The organism is Streptomyces sp. NPDC102441 (assembly GCF_044765585.1).
Lineage (GTDB): Bacteria > Actinomycetota > Actinomycetes > Streptomycetales > Streptomycetaceae > Streptomyces.
Map to the genome: position 1 here is coordinate 214,064 of NZ_JBIWKH010000009.1, position 19,031 is coordinate 233,094.

General features: G+C 69.8%; 20 protein-coding genes. 13 read left to right on the forward strand and 7 right to left on the reverse strand.

Going from position 1 to position 19,031, the window contains the following annotated elements; translation table 11 throughout:
• Positions 1-251 precede the first annotated feature (251 nt).
• Positions 252-719, forward strand: coding sequence for a hypothetical protein (locus ACIREO_RS21425; RefSeq protein WP_404112526.1), 468 nt, complete (start codon positions 252-254; stop codon positions 717-719).
• Between the two features lie 287 nt (positions 720-1,006).
• On the opposite strand, the gene ACIREO_RS21430 is transcribed toward ACIREO_RS21425, so the two are convergent.
• The 3 genes from ACIREO_RS21430 to ACIREO_RS21440 all read right to left on the reverse strand — a co-directional run bounded on the left by ACIREO_RS21430 (position 1,007) and on the right by ACIREO_RS21440 (position 4,425).
• Positions 1,007-2,464 carry a catalase gene (locus tag ACIREO_RS21430; RefSeq protein ID WP_404112529.1) on the reverse strand — a complete coding sequence of 486 codons (1,458 nt, stop codon included), beginning with the start codon at positions 2,462-2,464 and terminating at the stop codon, positions 1,007-1,009.
• 184 nt (positions 2,465-2,648) lie between these two features.
• Entirely contained in the window at positions 2,649-3,542 is an 894-nt protein-coding gene (locus tag ACIREO_RS21435; protein ID WP_404112531.1) for a 2-hydroxy-3-oxopropionate reductase, read from the reverse strand.
• A 43-nt stretch (positions 3,543-3,585) separates the two neighbouring features.
• Positions 3,586-4,425, reverse strand: a complete 840-nt coding sequence (locus tag ACIREO_RS21440; protein WP_404112534.1) for a TIM barrel protein — start codon at positions 4,423-4,425, stop codon at positions 3,586-3,588.
• A 235-nt stretch (positions 4,426-4,660) separates the two neighbouring features.
• On the opposite strand from ACIREO_RS21440, the gene ACIREO_RS21445 reads away from it, so the two are divergent.
• The 8 genes from ACIREO_RS21445 (at position 4,661) to ACIREO_RS21480 (ending at position 11,904) form a co-directional block, all read left to right on the forward strand.
• Complete coding sequence (locus ACIREO_RS21445) at positions 4,661-4,912, forward strand: hypothetical protein (protein ID WP_362935780.1); 252 nt, start codon at positions 4,661-4,663, stop codon at positions 4,910-4,912.
• Positions 4,909-5,286 (forward strand): helix-turn-helix domain-containing protein, encoded by a 378-nt coding sequence (locus tag ACIREO_RS21450; RefSeq protein WP_401519506.1) that lies wholly within the window; start codon positions 4,909-4,911, stop codon positions 5,284-5,286. Before ACIREO_RS21445 ends, ACIREO_RS21450 begins: the two co-directional genes overlap by 4 nt.
• A 154-nt stretch (positions 5,287-5,440) precedes the next feature.
• Positions 5,441-5,947, forward strand: a complete 507-nt coding sequence (uraD, locus tag ACIREO_RS21455; RefSeq protein ID WP_404112537.1) for a 2-oxo-4-hydroxy-4-carboxy-5-ureidoimidazoline decarboxylase — start codon at positions 5,441-5,443, stop codon at positions 5,945-5,947.
• A gap of 48 nt (positions 5,948-5,995) precedes the next feature.
• Positions 5,996-6,388, forward strand: coding sequence for a hydroxyisourate hydrolase (gene uraH, locus ACIREO_RS21460; protein ID WP_404112540.1), 393 nt, complete (start codon positions 5,996-5,998; stop codon positions 6,386-6,388).
• 6 nt (positions 6,389-6,394) lie between these two features.
• On the forward strand, positions 6,395-7,327 hold the full coding sequence (gene pucL, locus ACIREO_RS21465; RefSeq protein WP_404112543.1) for a factor-independent urate hydroxylase: 933 nt from the start codon (positions 6,395-6,397) through the stop codon (positions 7,325-7,327).
• A gap of 65 nt (positions 7,328-7,392) precedes the next feature.
• Complete coding sequence (locus tag ACIREO_RS21470) at positions 7,393-8,793, forward strand: nucleobase:cation symporter-2 family protein (RefSeq protein WP_404112547.1); 1,401 nt, start codon at positions 7,393-7,395, stop codon at positions 8,791-8,793.
• 45 nt (positions 8,794-8,838) lie between these two features.
• On the forward strand, positions 8,839-10,227 hold the full coding sequence (locus tag ACIREO_RS21475; protein ID WP_404112550.1) for an 8-oxoguanine deaminase: 1,389 nt from the start codon (positions 8,839-8,841) through the stop codon (positions 10,225-10,227).
• Positions 10,228-10,455: 228 nt separating this feature from the next.
• The gene (locus ACIREO_RS21480) at positions 10,456-11,904 is read left to right on the forward strand and encodes a nucleobase:cation symporter-2 family protein (protein WP_404112553.1); all 1,449 of its coding nucleotides are present in this window, start codon (positions 10,456-10,458) and stop codon (positions 11,902-11,904) included.
• A gap of 60 nt (positions 11,905-11,964) precedes the next feature.
• On the opposite strand, the gene ACIREO_RS21485 is transcribed toward ACIREO_RS21480, so the two are convergent.
• The 3 genes from ACIREO_RS21485 to ACIREO_RS21495 all read right to left on the reverse strand — a co-directional run bounded on the left by ACIREO_RS21485 (position 11,965) and on the right by ACIREO_RS21495 (position 14,307).
• The gene (locus tag ACIREO_RS21485) at positions 11,965-12,831 is read right to left on the reverse strand and encodes a chitosanase (protein ID WP_404112556.1); all 867 of its coding nucleotides are present in this window, start codon (positions 12,829-12,831) and stop codon (positions 11,965-11,967) included.
• A gap of 160 nt (positions 12,832-12,991) precedes the next feature.
• A complete protein-coding gene (locus tag ACIREO_RS21490; protein ID WP_404112559.1) occupies positions 12,992-13,312 on the reverse strand; it encodes an SH3 domain-containing protein in 321 nt (106 codons plus the stop codon).
• Between the two features lie 188 nt (positions 13,313-13,500).
• Positions 13,501-14,307, reverse strand: coding sequence for a chitosanase (locus tag ACIREO_RS21495; protein WP_404112562.1), 807 nt, complete (start codon positions 14,305-14,307; stop codon positions 13,501-13,503).
• A gap of 64 nt (positions 14,308-14,371) precedes the next feature.
• On the opposite strand from ACIREO_RS21495, the gene ACIREO_RS21500 reads away from it, so the two are divergent.
• Entirely contained in the window at positions 14,372-15,055 is a 684-nt protein-coding gene (locus ACIREO_RS21500; protein WP_404112565.1) for an alpha/beta fold hydrolase, read from the forward strand.
• A 42-nt stretch (positions 15,056-15,097) separates the two neighbouring features.
• Here the strand turns inward: ACIREO_RS21500 and ACIREO_RS21505 are convergent, their stop codons facing one another.
• On the reverse strand, positions 15,098-15,706 hold the full coding sequence (locus ACIREO_RS21505; RefSeq protein ID WP_404112567.1) for a TIGR03086 family metal-binding protein: 609 nt from the start codon (positions 15,704-15,706) through the stop codon (positions 15,098-15,100).
• Positions 15,707-15,822: 116 nt separating this feature from the next.
• Here ACIREO_RS21505 and ACIREO_RS21510 point away from each other — a divergent pair, with 116 nt between their 5' ends.
• The 3 genes from ACIREO_RS21510 to ACIREO_RS21520 all read left to right on the forward strand — a co-directional run bounded on the left by ACIREO_RS21510 (position 15,823) and on the right by ACIREO_RS21520 (position 18,942).
• Positions 15,823-16,815, forward strand: coding sequence for a fibronectin type III domain-containing protein (locus ACIREO_RS21510; protein ID WP_404112570.1), 993 nt, complete (start codon positions 15,823-15,825; stop codon positions 16,813-16,815).
• Between the two features lie 92 nt (positions 16,816-16,907).
• Positions 16,908-17,480 carry a QsdR family transcriptional regulator gene (locus tag ACIREO_RS21515; RefSeq protein WP_404112573.1) on the forward strand — a complete coding sequence of 191 codons (573 nt, stop codon included), beginning with the start codon at positions 16,908-16,910 and terminating at the stop codon, positions 17,478-17,480.
• 112 nt (positions 17,481-17,592) lie between these two features.
• Positions 17,593-18,942 carry a hypothetical protein gene (locus ACIREO_RS21520; RefSeq protein ID WP_404112576.1) on the forward strand — a complete coding sequence of 450 codons (1,350 nt, stop codon included), beginning with the start codon at positions 17,593-17,595 and terminating at the stop codon, positions 18,940-18,942.
• Positions 18,943-19,031: the final 89 nt, after the last annotated feature.

A 19,031-nucleotide genomic window follows, 5' to 3' on the forward strand; every position in this document is an offset into this window, starting at 1 on the left:
CCGCCAGGGTCCTTCGCGGTGCACGGGCCGTCATCCGAGCCCTGCCAGGGCGTTCAGGGGTGCCCGTGCTCCGGTGCGCCTCATGTGGCGTCGTGCCTCGGGCGACGGGGAGCCGGGAGTCGCCACGTCGAAAGGGATGTGACGCGTTCGTCTGTCGATACCATTTCCCCATGTCATGGCCGTGGGGGACCGAAGAAGCGATGACAAGGCTCGGGTGGTGGGCAGAGGGCCTTGCCGTTCGGCTGGCAGTCGTGACGTCGGTGACGCTCCTGGTGCTTGCCGGCCTCTGGCTGGCCGCTGACGACGCGACAGCGCAGATGTCGGTACTCGTCGTCAGCCTGTGGCTGACAGGCACGGTGGACGGCGTCCACTGGTTGTTCAGAAACGGTGTCGGATTCTGGGGGACGGCCCTCTACGTGGCTGCCTTCGCGGTCCTCGCCTGGGTGGCTCTGTCCGGGGTCCGGCATTCCCGTGGTCCGGATGACTGGCAGCCATGGCTCGTCACGAGCGGCGTACTGCTCGGCGCGGCATACGTCCTCGACCGCTACAGCAACCCGGTCATGGCTCGCTTCTGGGATCTGGGGTTCATGTCAGGGCTGGCAGCCGGAGCAGTCGCCGGCGTGTGGTATCTCGACCACCACACCCGCTGGCTGCCCTTGGCCGTCGTCGGCCTGTGCCTGGTCCATGTGGCCCGTGCGGTTCACTCCCACCGCACCTGAGGACGGCCCGCGCCACTCGGCCCTGCCGGTGCTGCCGCGTCCGCCATCACGAGGACAGGGGTGTGGTGCACGCCGTCCGCGTGCACCACACCCCTGTCGCCGGCTCACAGTGACCGCGACGGCGGACAACGGATCCGGCGGCCCGGGTTCCTTCAGGTCAGGAACCAGGGCCTCCGGGCCCCTTCGCCACCGCACTGGCGTCGTCCGCCGCCGCGGCCTCGTCCTGCCCGCACCGCGCGCGACCCCTCATCCGGGTGCGCGGTACGGACAGGGCCTTGAGGTGAGGCTCAGTCCTCGCGCAGGGCGCGGACGGCCTCCTCCACGCGCTTGCCGTAGCCGGCGTCGGCGGCGTGGAAGTGGGCGAGGTTCTTCTCGATCACGTCGTCACGGGTGACCTGCGAGAGGCCGCCGGCGATGTTGGCGATCAGGCGGTCCTTCTCGTCCGCCGACATCAGCCGGTAGAGCTCACCCGCCTGGAAGAAGTCGTCGTCCTTCGCGTGCAGGGGCGCCTCGTGCGTACCCGTCCAGCCGTGCACCGCGAGCGGCGAGGCGAGGGCGGCTCCGGTCTGCGCGGGCCCCGCGTACGAGTTGGGCTCGTAGTTCTTGTCCTGGCGCGAGCCGTACCGGGTGGCGTGCAGTCCGTCCCGGCCGTAGTTGTCGACCTGGGCGGTCTTCGGCGCGTTGACCGGGAGCTGGGTGTGGTTGATGCCCAGCCGGTAGCGCTGCGCGTCGGCGTACGCGAACAGCCGGCCCTGCAGCATCTTGTCCGGCGAAGGACCGATACCGGGCACGAAGTTGTTCGGCGAGAACGCCGCCTGCTCCACCTCGGCGAAGACGTTGTCAGGGTTGCGGTCCAGCACCAGCCGGCCGACGCGCTGGAGCGGGTAGTCGGCGTGCGGCCACACCTTCGTGACGTCGAACGGGTTGAAGCGGTAGTCCACCGCCTCGGCAGCGGGCATCAGCTGCACGTGCAGCGTCCAGGACGGGTTGACTCCACGCTCGATGGCCTGGAGCAGGTCCGTCTGGTGAGAGTTGGCGTCCTTGCCGACCTGTTCGGCGGCCTGGTCGGCCGAGAGGGAACGCACACCCTGGTTGGTCTTGAAGTGGTACTTGACGAAGAAGGCCTCGCCCTGCGCGTTCGTCCACTGGTAGGTGTGCGAGCCGAAGCCGTTCATGTGGCGGTACGAGGCGGGAATCCCGCGGTCGCCCATCAGCCAGGTGATCTGGTGCGTCGCCTCGGGGGAGTTCGCCCAGAAGTCCCACACGTTGTCCGGCTCCTGGCGGCCCGTGAACGGGTCCCGCTTCTGGGAGTGGATGAAGTCGGGGAACTTGACCGGGTCCTTGACGAAGAACACCGGGGTGTTGTTGCCGACGAGGTCGTAGTTGCCCTCGTCCGTATAGAACTTGAGCGCGAAGCCGCGGGGGTCGCGTACGGCGTCGGCGCCGCCCAGCGAGTCGGCGACCGTCGAGAAGCGGATGAACGTCTCGGTGCGGCGGCCCACTTCGGAGAGGAAGTCGGCGTGGGTGAAGCCGGTGACGTCGTCGGTCACCTCGAAGTAGCCGTACGCGCCCGATCCCCGGGCGTGGACGACGCGCTCCGGGATGCGCTCACGGTTGAAGCGGGCGAGCTTCTCGAGCAGGTGCTGGTCCTGGAGAAGGATCGGCCCGCCGGCGCCGGCCGTGGCGGAGTTCTGGTTGTCGGCGACCGGGGCGCCTGACTCGGTCGTGAGCACACGCTGGGACATGGAGGCCTTCCGTACGGGGCTGCTGACGGCCTCAGGAGCGTAGATTCGCCGGGATCGAAGCGTCAACAGTTTGTTGAAATTGGAGGATTAGGTTCCGGGCCGCGGCAGCGCCTGGGCGCGACAGGACAGGTGTCAGCGCCGCCGCGACCCGGAGTTCATGGGGCCCCTGGGGCGGGGCCGGGTGTCAGACCTGGGAGCCGGAGAGCCGCTCGACCGAGCGCAGGAGCGCGGAGTGGTCCAGGCCGCCGTCGCCCTGCGCGCGCAGGGAGGCCACCAGCTGGGCCACGACCCCGCCGACGGGCAGTGCCGCGCCGACGTTGCGGGCGGCGTCCGTCACGATGCCCATGTCCTTGTGGTGCAGGTCGATCCGGAAGCCCGGGGCGAAGTCCCGCTTGAGGAAGTTGTCCTTCTTGCGAGTGAGGACCGTCGAGCCGGCGAGCCCGCCGTTCAGCACGTCGAGTGCGGCGGCGAGGTCGACCCCGGACTTCTCCAGGAAGACGACGGCCTCGGCGCAGGCCTGGATGTTGACCGCGACGATCAGCTGGTTGGCGGCCTTCACCGTCTGGCCGGAGCCGTGGGGGCCGCACAGCACGATCGTCCTGCCGAGCGCGTCGAGCAGCGGCTTCGCGGCGTCGAAGTCGCTCTGCTCACCGCCGGCCATGATGGACAGGACGGCCTCGATCGCACCGGCCTCACCGCCGGAGACGGGGGCGTCCAGTACGCGGATGCCCTTGTCCTTCGCGCTCGATGCCAGATCCACGGAGGTCTGCGGCGTGATCGACGACATGTCGATCAGCAGGGCGCCCTGCCTGGCGTTCTCCAGGATGCCGTCGGGGCCGTACGCGATGGCCTCGACCTGCGGGGACGCCGGGACCATCGTGACGACGATGTCGGCGTCGCGCACCGCGTCCGCGATCGAGGCGGCGCCCTTGCCGCCCGCCGCGACGAGCCGGTCGATCTTGTCCTGCTCGAGGGTGTAGCCGGTCACCTGGTATCCGGCCTTGATCAGGTTCTCCGACATGGGGGAGCCCATGATGCCGAGCCCGATCCAGGCGACCTTGGGGAGGTTGCTGCTCATGAGGGTGCCTTCCGGTAAGCGTGTGTGCGGGAGGGGGCGGGCCTCAGCGGGCAGGCCGGTGCCCGGCGGGGAGCCAGTCGAAGGACTCCGCGCTCGGCCGGTCGCCCGGCTTGTACTCCAGGCCGACCCAGCCGTCGTAACCGGCCTCGGTCAGCTCGTCGAGGAGGCGCTCCAGTGTGAGCGAGCCGGTGCCGGGCGCGCCGCGGCCGGGATTGTCGGCGATCTGGACGTGGCCGGTCTTCGCGGCGTACGCCTTGATCACCTGGCTGAGGTCCTCACCGTTCATCGACAGGTGGTAGAGGTCCAGCAGGAACGTGGCGTTGCCCAGGCCGGTCGCCTCGTTGACACGGTCGACGACCTCGATGCCCGCCGGTGCGCTGACCAGGGGGTAGAGCGGCGACTCCGTGTCGTTGAGGGTCTCGATCAGAAGCGTCGCCCCGATCCGGTGGGCCGCGCGGGCGGCCAGGACCAGGTTCTCCAGGGCGAGTTCGTCCTGGACGGCCGGGTCCACGCCCTCGACGCGGTTGCCGTACAGCGCGTTGAGCGCCTTGCAGTCGACCGAGGCGGCGAAGTCCGCCGCCACGTCGATGTTGGCGCGGAAGCGGTCCGACTCCTCGCCGGGCAGCGAGAGGGCCCCACGGTCGGGGCCGGGGAGCCGGCCCGCGTAGAAGTTCAGCCCCACCAGCTGCGTGCCCGCGTCGTCGAGCGCCTTCTTCAGGGCGTCGAGCTCGGCCTGCGCGGGGGTGGGGGTCTCGATCCAGGGCCACCAGAGCTCGACCGCCGTGAAGCCCGCGGCGGCGGCCGCCGCGGGGCGCTCCAGGAGCGGGAGTTCGGTGAAGAGGATCGAGAGGTTCACATCGAAGCGCTGGTCCGAGTAACCCATCATGCGCTCCTTCCGTATCGCGGAAGTTAGTTTCTGCTTAACGGAAGGTTGCCTGGCGCGTGGTGAGGCTGTCAAGAGGGAACCCGAATTACGGACACGTGTGAGAGGCCAGGTCCGCCGTGTCCCCGGGGTCGTCCCGTCCGCCCTCTTCGGGCCTCCGGACCAGGGGGCCCGTGCCTTAGGGTCGGACGAGCCGTGCGAGCCGAAGAACGCGGCGGGACATGAGGGAGGCACCGTGCGCTTGAGGGTGGAATTCACCACCGAGCCCTTCGATCTCGACGAGGCACCCGCCCACGCGGTGGTGGCCCGTGAGGTCATCCAGACCGCCGACCTGGACGCGGTGGACGTGGGCCCCTTCGGGAACACGGCCGAAGGCGGCGCGGACGAGGTCCTCACCGCCGTGGACTCCCTGCTGCGCAAGGCCCTGGCCTCGGGCGCCACCCGGGTCTCCCTCCAGCTCAACGTGATCGGGGAGGACACCCCGTGACCGAACCGGCAGACCATCCGCTGGTCACCGCGGTGAAGCCGCTCGTCGATGCCATGGGAGCGGAGCTGCTCGCCCCCGAGCAGGCCACCACCGAGGACGTGCTCCTCGCGTGGGAGGGGGCCGACGTCATAGCTGTGCGGCTCCCGCAGCTCTCCGAATCGCTCGACCACATCCTGTCCGCGATGGAACGGCGGCACGGGATGCCGCTGGCCGAGCTGGACCGTAAGGCCAAGCAGGGCGTGGTGCGCACCCTTGAGGCACGCGGTGCCTTCTCCGTGCGGCACGGTGTGGAGACCGTGGCGGGCGCGCTCGGTGTCAGCCGCTTCACCGTCTACAACTACCTGAACCGGGACAATGCGGCCAAGGGCGAGTAGCGACGTGTGACGCGGCGCGATGCCGTCGCCCGGGAACTCGGGCGGCGGCATCACTTGTTCGCGGAATTTCAACAAACTGTTGACGTGGTGTTGTGGAGGGCGTTAGCTATCCGCAGCCCGACAACGCACAGCGAAAAAAGCCACGGAGGCTCCCGTGACTACGAGCTCCACACCGGGCCTCGCCCGGTTCAACACCCTGGCGGCCGACGAGGCCACAGCCGCGCTGCACGAGGTGTGTGCCAGTGCGACGTGGGGAAGCTCCGTCCTCGCCCACCGGCCGTACGCCGACACCGAAGCCCTGTTCTCCGCGAGCGACGCCGCGATGGCGGAGCTCTCCCCGGCGGACCTGGCAGAGGCCATGGCCGGCCACCCGCCGATCGGACGCCCCAAGCCGGGGGACCCGGCCTCCGCCCGTGAGCAGCGGGGGATGGCCGGTGCGTCCGAGGAGCTCAGGGCGGAGATGCTCGAACTCAACCTGACCTACCAGGAGCGGTTCGGACATGTCTTCCTGATCTGCGCCACCGGAGCCACCGGTGAGCAGATGCGCGACGCGGTGAAGGCCCGGACCGGCAACTCGCCCGAGCAGGAACGCGAGATCGTCCGCACCGAGCTGGGCAAGATCAACCGCATCCGGCTGACCCGCCTCGTACAGGACTCCTGAGGAACAGGAGTCCGTACAGCAATCTTGAGAACAAGGAGCGTGACGGTCTTGAGCACCGACACCACCGCATCGGTGTCCACCCACATCCTGGACACCAGCCTCGGCCGGCCCGCCGAGGCCGTCACCGTCTCCCTGGCCGCCCGCAGCGGCGGCGACGCGCAGTACGTGGCGCTCGGCGGATCCGCGACCGACGCGGACGGGCGCTGCAAAGACCTGCCGGCCCTGCCGGAAGGAACCACCCACGTACGGCTCGTCTTCGACACCGAGTCGTACTTCACCGCGAAGAAGCAAGCCGAGGCGCAGCAGGACGCCCCCCGCGTAAGGGACAGCGGCGCGTTCTTCCCGGAGGTGGCGATCGCATTCGCCGTCACCCCGGGCGAGCACTATCACGTACCGCTGCTGCTCAACCCGTTCGGCTACTCCGTTTACCGAGGGAGCTAGCAGACAATGCCCACGATTCTCGGCCAGAACCAGTACGGCAAAGCAGAGAACCGCGTCGTCAAGATCACGCGGGACGGCGACACCCACCACATCAAGGACCTCAACGTCTCGGTCGCCCTCTCCGGCGACATGGACGACGTCCACTACTCCGGCTCCAACGCCAACGTCCTGCCGACCGACACCACCAAGAACACGGTGTTCGCGTTCGCCAAGGAACACGGCATCGAGTCCGCCGAGCAGTTCGGCATCCACCTCGCCCGGCACTTCGTGTCCTCGCAGGAGCCGATCAAGGTGGCCCGGATCAGGGTCGAGGAGTACTCCTGGGAGCGCATCGCGACCTCCGACGGCAACTCGAAGTTCATCGGCGCCGACGAGGTCAAGCACTCCTTCGTCCGTAAGGGCCAGGAGACGCGTACCACGCAGATCACCTTCGACGGTGAGAAGTGGGAGGTCATCTCCGGCCTCAAGGACCTCAGCGTCATGAACTCCACCAACTCGGAGTTCTGGGGCTACGTCAAGGACAAGTACACGACGCTGAAGGAGGCGTACGACCGCATCCTCGCGACCGACGTCTCCGCCAAGTGGCGGTACAACTGGACCAGCGACGAGGAGCGCATGCCGAATTGGGAGAAGTCCTACGAGCAGACGCGCAAGCACATGCTCCAGGCCTTCGCGGAGACGTACTCCCTCTCGCTCCAGCAGACCCTGTACCAGATGGGTTCGCGCATCATCAACAACCGCAGCGAGATCGACGAGATCCGCTTCTCGCTGCCGAACAACCACCACTTCCTCGTCGATCTGGAGCCGTTCGGTCTCAAGAACGATACCGCCGAGGGTGCTGTGTACTTCGCAGCCGACCGTCCGTACGGCCTCATCGAGGCGACGGTGCTCCGGGACGGCGTCGAGCCGAAGATCCCGGTCGACATGACCAACCTCTGACGCGGTGCTGAACCGGCCCCCGCCCCGGCTGCGGGCGGGGACCGGTCGTCCCGGAGGGAAAATCCATGGCACAGCCTGCAACGGGGCCGGCGAAAGGCCCATGTACGTCACCACCGGCCGCTGCCGGCACGGCAGTTCACCCGGTGGACGAAAAGCTTCCGCCCGCGCGGCTCGTCCCCGCCGCGCTCCAGCACGTCGCCGCCATGTACGCGGGCGTCGTCACCCCTCCGCTCATCATCGGGCAGGCCGTCGGACTCGACGCGGCCGGTATGACCCGGCTGATCGCGGCGAGTCTCCTCATCGCGGGGCTCGCCACCCTCCTCCAGACCCTCGGCGCCGGACGATTCGCCGGGAACCGGCTGCCGTTCGTCAACGCGGCGTCCTCCGCCGGGATCGCGCCGATGCTCGCCATCGCCGAGACCAGCGCCCCCGGTCACCAACTCCCCGCGATCTACGGGGCGGTACTCGTCGCAGGTGTCTTCTGCCTGGCCGTCGGCCCGTTCTTCGGGCGGCTGCTGCGCTTCTTCCCGCCGCTCGTCACCGGGGTCGTCATCACCCTCATCGGCGTCACCCTGATGCCCGTACCGGTCGGCTGGGCGCAGGGAGGCGACGCGACCGCCGACGACTTCGGTGCCATGAAGTATCTGGCGCTGGCCGCCTTCACCCTCGTCGTCATCCTGCTGATCCAGCGCTTCGGACGGGGCTTCGTCAAGCAAGTGGCCCTGCTCGCAGGTATGTTCATCGGCACGCTGGCCGCGATCCCGTTCGGGCTGGCCGACTTCTCCGCGCTCGGCTCCGCACCCGTCGCCGCCCTGCCCGCCCCCTTCGCCTTCGGGCCGCCCGAGTTCCAGCCCGCCGCGATCCTCTCCCTGTGCATCGTGATGCTGGTGCTGATGACGGAGTCGTCCGCCGGAATGCTCGCGCTCGGCGAGATCTGCGACCGGCGCACCGACGGCCCCACCATCACGCGCGGCCTGCGCACCGACGGCATCGCCACCCTCCTCGGCCCTGTCTTCGGATCCTTCCCGACCAGCGCCTTCGCCCAGAACGTCGGCGTCGTGTCCCTGACGCGGGTCCGCAGCCGCTACGTGGTCGCGGCGGCGGGTGGCGCCCTGCTGATCCTCGGTGCCTTCCCCGTTCTCGGGGCGGTCGTCTCGATCGTCCCGATGCCCGTGCTCGGCGGCGCCGGTATCGTCCTGTTCGGCTCGATCGCGGTGAGCGGCATCCGCACCCTGTCCGAGGCGGGGCTCGACGACAGCTCCAACATCATCCTCGTGGCGGTGGCACTCGGCGCGGGCATCATCCCGCTCGCCGCGCCCGCCTTCTATGCCGGATTCCCGTCCTGGGCACAGACCGTCCTCGGCTCCGGGATCAGTGCGGGAGCGCTCGTGGCGGTCCTGCTCAATCTGTTCTTCCACCATCTCGGCACCCACAGCCGTAACGCTGTGGCACTCAAATCCTCCTAGGGTCCTGCCGTGCCCACTCATCCCCGGAAAGAAGAAGGAAGCGCCATGGCAGCATCGGCAGACCCGCAGCGCATCGTCATCGAGAACTGTTCCGTCGCCACGGTCGACGCCCACGACACCGAATACGCGTCCGGGCACGTCGTCGTTGCGGGCAACCGCATCGAGTCGGTCGGCGCCGGCAAGGCTCCGGAGGGCCTCGGAGGCGTCGTACGGCGCGTCGACGGCACCGGCCACCTGGTCACGCCGGGCCTGGTCAACACCCACCACCACTTCTACCAGTGGATCACCCGGGGCCTGGCGACCGACCACAACCTCTTCGACTGGCTGGTCGCGCTGTACCCGACGTGGGCGCGCATCGACGAGCCGATGGCCCGCGCGGCGGCCCAGGGGTCGCTCGCCATGATGGCCCGCGGCGGCGTCACCACCGCGATGGACCACCACTACGTCTACCCCCGTGGCTCCGGCGACCTGTCAGGCGCGATCATCGGCGCCGCCCGTGACATGGGCGTACGCTTCACGCTCGCCCGCGGCTCCATGGACCGCAGCGAGAAGGACGGCGGACTGCCGCCGGACTTCGCCGTGGAGACCCTCGACGGAGCGCTCGCCGCCACCGAGGCGACCATCGACGAACACCACGACACCGCGTTCGGCGCGATGACGCAGATCGCGGTCGCCCCCTGCTCGCCCTTCTCCGTGTCCACCGAACTGATGCGACAGGGCGCCGAGTTGGCCCGCCGACGCGGCGTGCGACTCCACACGCACGGTTCGGAGACCGTCGAGGAGGAGCAGTTCTGCAAGGAGCTGTTCGGGATGGGGCCGACCGACTACTTCGAGTCGACCGGCTGGCTCGGCGACGACGTGTGGATGGCGCACTGCGTCCATATGAACGACTCCGACATCGCCGCCTTCGCCCGCACCGGAACCGGCGTCGCGCACTGCCCGTCGTCCAACGCCCGCCTCGCCGCGGGCATCGCACGCGTCCCCGACATGCTCGCCGCCGGTGTGCCGGTCGGGCTCGGCGTCGACGGCACCGCGTCCAACGAGTCCGGCGAACTCCACACCGAGCTGCGCAACGCCCTCCTCATCAACCGCCTGGGCGCCCATCGTGAGAAGGCGCTCGACGCGCGCCAGGCACTGCGCCTCGGCACGCACGGCGGCGCGCAGGTCCTCGGCCGGTCCGCCGAGATCGGCTCCCTGGAACCGGGCAAGCTCGCCGATCTCGTGCTGTGGAAGCTGGACACCCTCGCCCACGCCTCCATCGCCGACCCCGTGACCGCTCTGGTCTTCGGCGCCGCGGCCCCTGTCACCCTCTCCCTCGTCAACGGCAGGACGGTCGTCGAGGACAACCGCCTCACCACCGTCGACGAGGACGCCATCGCCCGCGCGACCCGCGACGAGGCAAGGCGTCTGGCACAGATCGCCGCCGGAGCCTGATGTTTCGCACCCCCTGACAGGCCGGCCGAGGGGGACGGCCCTCGGCCGGCCGCCGTGGACCCATCAGGTTCACGGCAGCCTGTGCGGGTGCGCGTACCTTACGTACGCGCACCCGCACAGGTGAGCACCAAGCTGCCCGCACCAGCTGCACGACCTGCACCAACGCACCACTCAGCACCACCTCCCTGACACCCACGTCGCCCGACGTGTACCCGACCGGAGGAAGCCGTGGCAGCTACGCCCAGGTTTCGTAAGAACGCAGTCGACGCCAACGCAGCCGGAGGAAGTGGCGGAGAGCCGGGTCCCAGACACCCGGTCGACGAGAAGCTTCCGCCCCTCAGGATGTTCACCAGCGGCCTGCAGCACGTCGCCGCGATGTACGCGGGTGTGGTGGCCCCGCCCATGATCGTGGGGCCCGCCGTGGGCCTCAGCGCCAAGGAGACCGCCTTCCTCATGGGGGCGAGCCTCTTCACCGCGGGGATAGCCACCCTGCTCCAGACCCTCGGCTTCTGGCGGATAGGTGCCAAACTGCCGTTCGTCAACGGCGTCTCCTTCGCCGGGGTCACCCCGATGATCGCGATAGGCAAGGACCGTGGGCACGACGGCATCGCCGTCATCTTCGGAGCGATCATCGTCGCCGGACTCCTCGGCTTCGTCCTCGCCCCGTACTTCTGCAAACTGGTGCGGTTCTTCCCACCCGTGGTCACCGGCACCGTCATCACACTGATCGGCGTCTCGCTGCTGCCGGTCGCCTTCAACTGGTCGCAGGGCGGCAACGCGACCGCCGACGACTACGGCTCGATGACGAACATCACGATGGCCGCCGTCACCCTCGTGATCGTGCTGGCCCTGCGCAAGCTGCTGCGGGGCTTCCTCCAGCAGATCGCCATCCTGCTCGGCCTGGTCATCGGCACACTGATCGCGATCCCCGCCGGCATCACCGATTTCGGGGCACTGGGCGACGCCGATGTGATCGGGTTCCCGACGCCGTTCCACTTCGGCGCACCGCAGTTCGAGATCGCCGCCATCATCTCGATGTGCATCGTGATGCTGGTCTGCATGACCGAGTCGACCGCGGACATGCTGGCACTCGGCAAGATCGTCGGCCGGCCGGCGGACGAGCGGACCATCGAGGGCGGACTGCGCGCCGACACCCTGGGCAGCGCCGTCAGCCCGCTCTTCAACGGCTTCATGTGCAGTGCGTTCGCCCAGAACATCGGGCTGGTCGCCATGACCAAGGTCCGCAGCCGGTTCGTCGTCGCCGCGGGCGGCGTCATCCTGGTGCTGCTCGGTCTTGTCCCCGTGGCCGCGTCCGTCATCGCCCTCGTGCCGCTCCCCGTCCTCGGCGGCGCCGGCATCGTGCTCTTCGGGTCGGTCGCCGCGAGCGGCATCCAGACACTGGCCACCGCCGCCCTGGAGAAGGGCGAGAACGCCCTGATCGTCGCGGCGGCCGTCGGCGTCGGCCTGATCCCGATCGCCGCGCCGGACTTCTACCACGCCTTCCCCGAGGACCTGCTCGTCGTCCTGGACTCGGGCATCTCCACAGGCTGCGTGGTGGCGATCGTGCTGAACCTGGCCTTCAACCACTGGGGCCGGACACCGGATGCGGAACCGGAGGCGGAGGCGCCGTCCAGCGAACAGGCCCAGGACCCGATGGCCCTGCCTGTCGCCCGCTGAGCCGTGCGCGTACGGGAGCCCTTCGAAGGGCTCCCGTACGCGGACCGGGGGCGGGTGACGTCAGTCGATGTGGAAGCTCTCGCCGTAGACCTGCCAGTCGAGCGGCGGGTCCAGATCCAGATTGCCGTTCCTCAGGAACACCCGCTGGGCCGTGTCCACCCGGCTGGTGTCCGAGTGGGCCTCCTCCTGCTTCATCGCCCGGACCCGTGCGTCCAGGAAGGCGTCGAGGTAGGCCACCTTGTCGCCGCCCTGTGAGGGCGGGCTCGCCTGAGCGAGGGCCTTCTGCCGGATCGAGCCGAAGCTCGTGCTGTCACTGCCGTTACCGTGCATGACGATGGCGTCGTAGTACGCGAACTGGCCGAGTGTGCCGAGGCCGTCGGTCTTGCCCTGGCCCACCGCCGGATCGAAGTACACCCGGTCGCGCTCGTCGTTCTGCGCCTGCTGGAACGCGGGGTCCGACGCGGCCTCGGCCCAGTGGCCGGTGAAGCCGGGGTCAAGACCCTCGTGCGAATCCGTCCCGTCCACCGCGCGCAGGGCGGGCAGGTACGACGCGAGCACGTTGTCCGGCCGGCGCTCGGTGTGCAGCTCCACCAGATCCAGCATGTCTCCGGTGCCGGAGCAGAATCCGATGATGCCGGCGGTGTAGCCCCGGCCGTCGCCGATGTCCTCGATGTAGCCGTACTGGGCCTTCCAGTCCAGCGTGGAGTTCTCCGCGCTGGACACCAGCTGCATCGCGATGTCCTTCTTCGCGGGATCGTCGAGCCCGGTCGCGGCTGCCTCCAGGTGTGCGGCCGGCGGCATGGGGGCGCCGGCGTGGGCGATGGCCGGAATCGCGGTGAAGGTCAGCCCGAGGGCCAGCAAGGCGAGTCCGATGGTGCGGGTGAGTCGGGTGGTGCGACGCGAGGTGCTGTTGTGGAGGTGATGCACCGGTCCTCCCAGGGGAGTTCGTCGTTCCGATGTCTGTTAGGAAGCTTTCCTATCAGGGGTCGGAGGTGCAGTACAGACCTTGGACGCGGGTGAGCGGAAAGGTCCCCCGTATGCGAAGGAGCCCCGTACCCGGTGCGGGTGCGGGGCTCCTTCGCCGGTCTCAGCAGTTGAGGTAGGCCACGTGGATCCAGACGCCGGTGGGTCCGCCCCACAGGTCGCCCATGACCCAATTGCCCTGCTGGCCACGGTAGTTGAGGTTCTGGCCCCGGTTCACGCTACCCAGCACGGGGTAGTCCGTACCCGGCCCGCCCCGGAAGTTCACACCGTTGTCGTTGACCGTGCACACGAGCTGCGGAGCAGCCACGGCGGGTGCCGCGACGGAACTCTGCGCCACGGTCTGCACCGCGTACGAGGCGGGGCTCGCGGCGAGGCCGAGACCGGCGGCCAGAACCATTGCGGTCAGCAACATCTTCTTGATCATTCGACTGTCTCCCTGAGGCTGGGGGCCGCACACGGTGTGGGCCTCCAGCAGTCAGAACGGGGAACCACCGCTCCCGGTCACGGCTCGGAGGCCGACATCGCCTGCGAGTAAGTGTGCAGCTCAGGTGGGGTCGGACCGGCGTACGCGTTTCGTCGGGCGGACGCTTCGAGCGCCTACCCGACGGGTGTTTAGGAGCCTCCGGCAATATGGAAGCTCTCCCCGTAGACCTTCCACGCCAGCGGGGTCTCCAGCTGCAGTTTCCCTTCGCGCACGAAGACGCGTTGGGCGGTCTCCACCCGGCTGGTGTCGCTGTGCGAGGGCTCCTTGCGGATCGCGGCGACCCGGGCGTCCAGGAAGGCGTTCAGATACGCCTCCTCGTCACCGCCCTCGGACGGCGGATCTGCCTCGGCGGTGGCCTGGGCGCGTATCGTCCGGAAACCGACCGTGCCGTCGGCATCGGCGTACCCGTGCATCACGTAGGCGTCGTAGTAGATGAACTGCCCCAGCGCGCTGAGCCCGTCGGCCTCGGCGCGCTCGACCGCCGGGTCGAAGTACGTGCTGTCCCGCTCCGCGTCCTGCGCCGACCGGAAGTCCGGATCCGCCGCCGCTTCCGCCCAGGCCTCGGTGAAGGCGCTGCCCAGTCCTTCGTGGGAGTCGCTGCCGTTCACCGCGCGCAGCGCCGGAAGGAAGCCTTCCAGTGCGTTTCCCGGACGCTTCGCCGTGTAGCGCTCGACCACCTTCAGCAGATCGCCGGTGCCGGAGCAGAATCCGATGACGCCGGCGGTGTAGCCGCGGCCGTCGCCGATGTCCTCGGCGTAGGCGTACTGGGCCTTCCAGTCCAGGGTGGAGTTCTCCGCGCTGGACACCAGCCGCATGGCGATGTCCTTCTTCGCGGGGTCGTCGAGGCCCTTCTCGGAGGACCCGGAAGCGCACCCGGAACAGCCGGTCAGGACGAGGGCCGCGGTGGCGGCGAGGGCGAGACGTCTGTGCTTCACGCGCCAAGCGTGCCAGGCCGGGGGGCGGCGCCGAGGGGAGCGGGGCGCCTGTAGCGTTCGCGATATGGAAGATCAGTCTGTTGTGGACGTCGGCGAAGTACGGCTGGCGTATCGGACCTGGGGCGATCCCTTCGGGTCGCCCGTCGTCCTCTTGCACGGCCTCGGTGGCTCGTCCCTGAGCTGGGATGCGGTGGGCACCCTGCTCGGCGAGGAGTGGCGGGTGTACGCCGTCGACCTGCGCGGGCACGGCGAGAGCGACTGGCCCGACGAGTACGCCTTCGAGCAGATGCGGGAGGACGTCCTGGAGTTCCTCGACGCCTGTGAGCTCGACCGGGTCGGCCTCGTCGGTCACTCGATGGGCGGGGTGGTCGCCTATCTGCTCGCCGAGGAGCACGCGGACCGGGTGGAACGGCTGGTGCTGGTCGAGACCCCGCCGCCGTTCCCGGGGCAGCTGGTGGCCGACACCCGCCCCACCGGCCCGGTGGACTACGACGAGAACGCCGTGCCGGCCGTCCGGGCCCAGATCGCCGAGCCGGATTCCAGGTGGGAGCAGGAGCTGGGGCAGATCGTCGCGCCGACCCTGATGATCGCGGGCGGCCCGGAGAGCAGCATGCCGCAGGAGAGGCTGGCCGACATGGCCTCGCTCATCCCCGACTGCCGGCTGCTCACCCTGGGCGGCGGTCACCACGTGCACATGAAGCACGCGGACCAGGTGGCCCAGCAGATCACCGAGTTCTTCACCAGCTGAGCCGCCCCGGACTCCTGGCCGCCGACCCCGCGCATGACGCCGTCAGTCGCCCGGCCGCCAGTCGGGCCGGCGCCCGCTCAGCGCGATCACCCGGTCGACCAGCGGTGCGTCGGCCGGAACAGGGACCGGCGGGCCGAAGATCGCGTCGGCTCCGGACCTGTCGTCGTCTCCCGGCGCCAGCATCGCCTCCGACGCGTGCAGGTCGGCCTCGTCCGCCCGGAACTCCTGTCCCGTCGCCCTGGCCAGGTCCCAGCCGTGCAGGACCAGTTCGTTCCGTGCGATCATTCCCGCGACCTGGCCGGGCAGGTCCACGCCGCCCGCCTGTGTCATTCCCTCCAGTGCGGCAGGGGAGCGCCAGGCCTCGACCAGCTCGTCCAGCAGTGGCGGCAGAGCTGTGCGCCAGTCGGCGGGCAGCACCGGCAGGGCCGACGTGGGCGGAGTGTCGGTCGTCGGGCCGAGCTTCTTGTGCGCCGCGTCCCGGAAGGCGGCGGCCAGTCCCAGTACGTGCCCCAGCAGCTCCCGTACCGCGTAGTCGGGACAGGGTGTCAGGCAGGCCAGCTGCCGGTCGTCGATGGAGCCGATCAGCTCCCGGACGTGCCGCGCCGCCGGTCCGAGATCGAGGCCGGGTGCGGTTGCGTTGTTCGTTTCCATACCCTTCAGACCGTTTCCGGGCCCGGAACTCATCGCAGGCATTGCGAACGATCCGATCCGCCCCCTTGTAGGCGACCCCACCCGCATGGCATATAGGTCTGGACCATTGCTGTCGGATGGAAGGCATCACCGTGCAACGCCCCCACGCACGCACCGCGTCGGCCTGCTCCGCCGCGCTGCTCCTCGCCGCGCTCACCGCCTGTGGTGGCTCGGCCGAAGCGGACACCGAGAGCCCGACAGCCCCCGAGGGGGTGACAGTGCAGGCCGGCAGCGCCACCTCCGCACACGTCATGTGGGAGCGGGCCTCCGACAACGAGGGGATCACCGGCTACGACGTCTACCGCGAGGGGAAGAAGATCCTCTCGGTGCCCGCGACGAAGCTGATGACCGACATCGACGGCCTGACCGCGTCCACGGCCTACACCTTCACCGTCAGGGCACGCGACGCCGCAGAGAACCTCTCCGCCCCGAGCGCCTCCGTGCCCGTCACCACGCCTGCCGCCGCGCCTGCCGACGAGGAACCCCCGACCGGACCGACGAAGCTGCGGGGCACGGCGGACGGCGGACGGACGGTCACCCTGTCCTGGGGCGGATCCACGGACGATGTGGGCGTCACCTCGTACGACGTCTACCAGGAGGACCAAAGGATCCACAGCGTCCCCGGTACGCGCACCACGGCCCGGCTCACCGGGCTGCGGCCCGGCACCGTCTACACCTTCACCGTCCGCGCACGCGACGCGGCCGACCGTTCCTCGCCCGACAGCAACGCGCTGGACCTCACAACCCGGTCCACCGCGGGTGCCCCCGCGAGTACGGCGCCCACCGGGCTGCGTACGGAGACCACGGCGCGGGGCGAGGAGTCCCTGGTCGACCTCTCCTGGGACCAGCCGGACACCGGCGGCACGATTCCCGCGTACCAGCTGTTCCTGAACGGAGGGCTGACCACCACGATCGTCTGGGGCGGCACACCTCCCACGGGCCGCGCGACGTACCGGCTCACCCTGACCGACCCGCCCGGCACCCGCTACTCGGTCAAGATCCGGCCCAAGCTCCCCGACGGGACATGGGGCGACTTCTCGGCCCAGCGCACGGTGGTCCTGCCGGGCTGACCGGCCGCCGCCCGCTCGTCCCCGGCGGTGCCCGCGCGCTAAGGTACCGGCCCCCGGCGGTGGTGCCGGTGCTGGCGAAGGAGGCGGTCGGCATGCGAGGTGCGCGGGTTTCCCGGCGTGTGGTCACCCGGGGCCAAGTGGTGCACAGCGCCTGCCGGTTCTTCCTGCGGCACGGCACGGTCGACATGGACGCGCTCGCCCGGGACCTCGCGGTCAGCCGCGCGACCCTCTACCGCGTGGTCGGCAGCCGGGACGCGCTCCTCGCCGACGTCCTGTGGGGGCTGGCGGACGGCCTCCTGGCGCGGGCGCGGCGACGGCGTACCCGCACGGGTGTGGACGGTGTCCTGGAGATCACCCGCTACTTCGTCTCGGACCTGCGCGGCTCCGCCCCCTTCGAGGGTTTCCTGCGGGCCGAACCCGAGACGGCGCGGCGCCTGCTGACCGGCGGATGCGTACACCGGCGGGCGGTCCTTGCGCAGCGGAGCATCCTCCTGGAAGCGGGGGAGAGGGACCGTCTCTGGCCACGCTCAGGCATCGACGACCTGGCCTATCTCTATGTGAGGGTCGTCGAATCCGCCCTGTACGCCGAGCTGCTGAGCAGCCGCCGGCCGGACCTCGCCCTGGCCGAACGCACTGCCCGTGCCGTGCTCCGGCAAACCCGCTGAACGTCACCGGGCACCAGCTGAGACCGCTGTCTCACCCTCGGTCCTGAGGCTGGTGGGTCCGCCGGGACCCGCCGTAGTTTCCGACTCCGACGACGGCAACTCGGAGGACACGATGACCGGTCACCAGCCGGCCCGGACGGGCCGGGCCATACTGCTCGCTGTGTTTCTGGCGCTCGTCGGCACACTCGCCGCTCCGACGGCCCCGGCGCAGGCCGCGACCACCCCCCGCGCCACGGTCAACCCGGTGATCTTCGTGCACGGCCAGGAGGGCTCGGCCCAGCAGTGGCAGTCCCAGGCCAAGCGGTTCTCCAGCAACGGCTACCGCGACGACCTGCTGTACGTCCATGAGTACGACACCTCTCTCGCGACGGACGACCACGCGATCGCCGGGCTGGAGTCACTGGTCGACTCCGTACGGGAACGCACGGGCGCGGAGAAGGTCGACATCCTGGCCCACTCGCGCGGCACGCGCGTGCTGCACGCCTATCTCGCGGTGCCGGAGCGCGCGGCGGAAGTCGCCAAGTACGTGAACCTGGACGGGCGTACGGCGACCGCGCAGCCCGGCGGGGTGCCCACGCTCGCCATCTGGAGCAGCCTCCAGCCGAACGGGTCGATCGGTGGCGCGCTCAACGTCCACGAGCCGGAGGCGAGCCACACGGAGAGCGCCACGTCCGCCGAGAGTTTCGGCCACATCTACGCGTTCCTCCGTGGCAGGCCACCGCTGACCACCCGGGTGCTGCCCCAGCCGTCCGCCTCGGTGGAGATCGCCGGCCGCGCCGTGCACTTCCCGCAGAACAAGGGGCTCGCGGGGCGGCTCGAGGTGTGGAGGCTCGATCCCGCGACCGGCACGCGGGCCGGCCTGCTCCCGCAGCATGTCGTGCGGGTCGGCGTGGACGGCGCCTTCGGCCCGCTCGGCGTGAGCGGACGTGGGCACTACGAGCTGGCGTTCATCCGCTCCGGAGAGCGGACCGGCCACTTCTACTTCGAACCGTTCGAGCGTAGCGACCGCTTCGTGCGTCTCCTCGTCTCGCCTCCGGGCGGTGTCGCGGACTCCATCGACATCTGCCCCGGGCAGACGGCGCTCACCATCGTCCGCGCACGAGAGTGGCGGGCCGGCACGGCGGAGGACGACCGGCTCCGCATCGCCGGGACCGATGTCCTCAACCCGGCGGTCTCCCCACAACTGCGGCAGATTCTGGGCCTGTTCGCCTTCGACCGGGGCTGCGACGGGGTGAGCCACCTCGACGCGGCGCTGCCGCCCTTCGACCGCATCCCGTTCCTGACGGCCACCGACCTCTCCCTCCCGGCCGACGGGCAGGGGGTCGGCACGATCCCCGTCACGGAGACGATGCGCGGGAGCGCGGGTGTGGACGAGGCGATCGCCGTGCCGAACTGGCCCTCCGACCGCCACACCGTGTCGCTGCTCTTCAAGGACTACGTGGACATCCCGTCCGGCGGGTGACCTGGCAGGCCGTACGACAGTGCGCCGTTCCCGGGCCGCGCGGCCCGGGAACGGCGCACGGCTGTCCCGGCCCTCGGGCCGTGACGCCG